The organism is Streptomyces sp. XM83C (genome assembly GCF_023072675.1).
GTDB lineage: Bacteria > Actinomycetota > Actinomycetes > Streptomycetales > Streptomycetaceae > Streptomyces > Streptomyces thermocoprophilus.
The window spans coordinates 1-4,389 of the sequence record NZ_JALLGL010000413.1 but is presented as its reverse complement, the minus strand read 5'-3'; the positions used below and the strand labels follow the sequence as shown (position 1 = coordinate 4,389).

The 4,389-nt window shown below is 74.2% G+C and carries 3 protein-coding genes; all 3 read right to left on the bottom strand.

Annotated features, from left to right (window positions below):
* Nucleotides 1-1,451, bottom strand: a 1,451-nt coding sequence (locus tag MTQ10_RS28345; protein ID WP_247473184.1) for an ABC transporter ATP-binding protein, incomplete at its 3' end; no start/stop codon positions are given.
* Nucleotides 1,452-1,518: 67 nt separating this feature from the next.
* A complete protein-coding gene (locus tag MTQ10_RS28340; protein ID WP_110631640.1) occupies nucleotides 1,519-2,277 on the bottom strand; it encodes an NUDIX hydrolase in 759 nt (252 codons plus the stop codon).
* Between the two features lie 132 nt (nucleotides 2,278-2,409).
* Nucleotides 2,410-4,389, bottom strand: a 1,980-nt coding sequence (locus tag MTQ10_RS28335) for a glycogen debranching N-terminal domain-containing protein (protein ID WP_374117715.1), incomplete at its 5' end; no start/stop codon positions are given.

Genomic DNA, 4,389 nt, shown 5'->3' with positions numbered 1-4,389 from the left:
GCTGCGGAGTCTACGGGGGCTGCGGGGGCTGAGGCCGTTGTGGGGGCGGTAGTTGGGGTGTCGGCGACGGTGTCGGCCGGGAGGTCGGCGGCGGTTTCGGTGCCGGTGTCGACTTCGGTGCCGGTCTCGGTCCCGGTGCTGCCGCCAGTGCTGTTCGGTGTGCCGGTGACGCCGCCGGAGCCGTTCGCTGTGCCGCTGTCCGCGAGGGTGCCGTTCACAGAACCCATGCCACCGCCGGCGCCGTTCGCAGTGCCGCTGTCCGCGAGGGTGCCGTTCACAGAACCCATGCCGCCGTCGGCGCCACTCGCTGTGCCGGTGTCCGTGACGGTGCCGGCGGCCGTGACGGTGCCCGCTTCGGTGTCGCGGTCGGCGGCCTGGGCTTCACCGGGGTCACCGACGGGGTCCATTGCGGACGGGGTGGGTGCGGTCCCTGCATCAGGGCGGGTGCCGGGTACGGGTGTGGCTGCGGAGGTGATGGTGACTGAAGGGAGTTGAGGGGCGGTGGTGGTGGTCGGGGCCGATGCGGTGTCGAGAGCGGAGTTCGTACGGATGCCGTCTGCGGTGGCGCCCGCTCCCGGCCCCATGTCGCCGATCTCGTCGGCGAGTCGGTGGACGAGGATGCCGTGGCGGAACGCGGTCTCGCCGACGTGGGCGCAGGTGCTGCCGTACACGGAGAGGAGGTTGCCGCTTTCCTGGACGACCTCGACGGAGCGCCTGCCCGTGCGGGCCTCCTTGATGAGGACGGCGGCGAGGCGGGCGGCATGTGGGGTGCGGACGGCGACGCGGGGGCGCAGCCGGGTCCGGGCGAAGTCGGTGACGTCCTGGTCCGCGACGAGCCTGCCCTGTTCCAGGGTGACGACCCGGTCGGCGGTGCGGGCGGCCTCCTTGGGGTCCCGTGTGGTGAGCAGGACGGTGCCGCCTTGTTCGGCGTGGGCGCGCAGCATGCCGTACAGCCAGCGGCTCTCACGGGCGGACAGGCCCTGGGCCGGTGCGTCGAGGACGAGGGTGTGCGGGTCGGGGAGCAGGGCGCAGGCGAGGCCGAGGCGCCGGTCCATGCCGCGGGAGAGTGTGCCGAGTCGTTGGTCGCGCAGGCTGACCAGGCCCACCGCTTCGAGGACTTCGTCGGCTCGGCGTACGGGGACGCCGGCCGCCGCGCACAGCATGCGCAGATGACCGCGGACGGTGCGGGCCGGGTGGCCGGGTACGTCGCCGAGCAGGACGCCGACCTCCCGTGAGGGGTGGGCGATGCGGTGCAGGGTGCGTCCTCTGAAGTAGGTGACGCCGCGGCCCTGTTGGAGTTCGAGCATGAGTCTGAGGGCCGTCGTCTTGCCCGCGCCCGGCCCGCCGAGCAGCGTGGTGATATGGCCCGCGTGCGCCTCGAAGGAGACGTCGTCCACGGCGGGCGGAAGATCCTTGCGGGGGATGCTGGTCAGTCCGAGGGCCTGGATCACCCGTAGCAAGATAGCGCGCTGTGCCCGTTTTCAAGGCTTTTGCCCTGCGGTGGTTCGGGGGCCTCGGTCACACTTCGGGGCGCAGCATGGGCGGGTTGAGGTAGGTGGCGCCGCCGGCTCGGAAGAGCTGGGCGGGGCGGCCACCCTGACGGGTGGTGGTGCCGCCGGTCGGTACGAGGAAGCCGGGGGTGCCGGTGACCTTGCGGTGGAAGTTGCGGGGGTCGAGAGCGACGCCCCATACGGCCTCGTAGACGCGGCGCAGCTCGCCGACGGTGAACTCGGGCGGGCAGAACGCCGTGGCCAGCGAGGAGTATTCGATCTTGGAGCGGGCTCGTTCGACTCCGTCGGCGAGGATCTGGGCGTGGTCGAAGGCGAGCGGGGCGACGGGTTCTCCGTCGCGGCCGTAGCCGCCTTGCTGGAGCAGTTCTTCCACGGGTGCCCAGCGGGCGTTGCTGGCGTCGCCGCCGGCCCGGGGTGCGGGCAGGTCGGGGGCGAGGGCGAGGTGGGCGACGCTGACGACGCGCATGCGCGGGTCGCGCTTGGGGTCGCCGTAGGTGGCGAGCTGTTCGAGGTGGGCGCCGTTGTCCTGAACGGGGACGGACGGGTCGTGTGCGCGCAGCCCGGTCTCCTCGGCCAATTCGCGTGCGGCGGCCTGCGCCAGGTCCTCGTCGGCCCGGACGAACCCGCCGGGCAGCGCCCAGCGCCCCTGGAACGGCGGTTCTCCCCTGCGGACCGCCAGCGCACACAGGGAATGGCGGCGCACGGTCAGCACGACCAGGTCCACGGTGACGGCGAAGGGCGGAAAGGCTGACGGGTCGTAGGGCATGTCGCGATCATAGTCGTCTGCCTGACGATAAACACTCCCTTCGTCGGCCGCTTCCCTGGCTGATCCTCTTCGCTCTGGCGTGCGGACCGCGGCGGGGCCGGTGGTGCCTGGCGATGGTGGTGTACGGCGAGGTCAGGTGCGCAGTTGCAGTTCTTCGGCCGCTTCTTCGACCATGGCGAGTCCGAGGCGGCTGACCCGTACGGCGAAGGGGGCGCCGGCGACTCTGAGGCCGGTGAGGCCGATCTCGCCGAGGGGTGCGCTGCGCAGGGGGCGGAGGGTGACGGTGCCGGCGGGGGCGTCGGGGCGGATGCCTGCGAGGGAGGTCAGCATCAGCACTCCGGCGGCGGCTGCGGTGGCCGCAGGCCTGCAGGCGGCCGGGTGCGGGAGGGGTCCGGCTCCGTCGGTACGTCGTTCACCTCCGTACATCTCGGGCAGCCGGTGACCGAAGTGCCCGGCGGCGGACAGGACACCCCGCAGCAGGAGGCCTGCTTCCTTCTCGTGACCGGCCGTGGCGAGTCCGGCGACGGCGACTGCCGTTTCGTGGACGCGGACGGCTCCGCTGCGGTGGCCGAAGGGGTTGTGCCCGGGTTCCTTGGCGCCGAGTCCGCGCAGGCCCCAGCCGCTGTCCAGGGCCGGGTCGGTGAGGAGGCGGGCGAGCTGTTCGGTGCGCACCTTGTCCAGCAGGCCGGGGGCCATGGTGCCGTCGCCGAGAAGTCCGGTGTCGAGGAGGTGGGCGGCGCCGGCGCCGAGGTGCGGGACGAGGCGGCCGTCGGTGGTGCGGGCGGCGGCAGGCCGGCCGCCGCCGAGGTCGTCGATCCAGAACTCGTCCCGGAATGCCGTCCGCATACGGAGCGCCAGGTGCCGGAGTTCGGCGCCGCCGGGGCTGTCGCACGCGTCGAGCAGGTCGGCGCCGAGCACGGCCGCGCGGTGGGCGTGGGCCTGGGTGTCGCAGCGGGCGGGGCCGGTGGGCTGCGGATCGGGCAGGTAGGTGCCCTCGCCCACGGTGGTCAGCAGCCAGGTCAGGCAGCGCCGGGCCGCGGGGAGCAGTTCTTCGAGGTCGCGTTCGGGCAGCCCCCAGCGGCGGGCCTCGGCCAGCAGGGCGGGGAAGAGCAGGGTGGCCTCGGTGCCGGTGCAGCCGGGTGGCAGGTGGGGGCCAGCGTCTCTGCGTGGTCCGGGGATCATGCCTCGGCGGGGTCCCGGGTCCTGCTGCTGGGTGCGGGCGAGGGCGCGCAGGGTGCCGACGGCGAGGCCGGTGCCCAGCGGGAGGGCCATACGGGCGGCGGCCAGCGCCTCGGCCGGGGAGAGACCGCACCGCCAGGGCGCGCCGGCGGCCGGATACTTGTCGGTGGGGTGGGCGGGGTCGCGCAGGAGCAGTGCGCGGAGGTCTTCGATGCTGGTGCGCAGCAGTTCGGCGACGGCCGGTTCGTCGCCGGTGGCCTGGGCGGACGCGAGCGGTCCGGACGGTGTGCGGCCCGCTGAGCGCACGGGTGCCGCGCCGTCCGCCCGCACTCTCAGTTCGATGGTGGTGCTGCCGCCGGCCGGTAGTGCGAGGTCCCAGCGCAGCAGGCCCGCGGAGGCCAGCACGTCCGAGGGTGGCGGGTCTGCGGTGACGGATGCCGTGCCGGCTGGGCCGGACCAGCGCAGGCCGGCGGCGCGGACGGTGGCGGGCAGTTCGGGGCCCGCGCTGCCCGCGGCGATCGCCGCCAGGTCGGCCAGGTCGGTGCCGAGCGCCACCTCCACCGGCAGCCGCAGGGGGCGTCGGGCCGCGCTGCGCAGGGCGATGCGCTCGGTGCCGTCCGCGTGCCGGGTGCGTTCGACGACGAGGTCGGGGTCCGGTCCCGTGTCCGGGGCCATGCGCAGCACTCCTGTGAAGCGGGCCGTGTCGGCGCCCACGGTGCGGCTCTGCAGCGGCAGAGGCTCGCGGCCGGCGATACGGAGCCGGCAGCGGGCGAGCAGCCGTCGGCTCGCGCGGTAGACCCCTTCCAGTCCGCGTCCGGTGAGTTGCCCGTCGTCCGAGGAGATGGCGAGGCCGGGCAGGGCGAGGATCGTCAGCACCTTGTGCGTGGGCGGGAGTTCACCGTGGCGGCGCGGGGCCGGAAGGGGGCCCGGGGG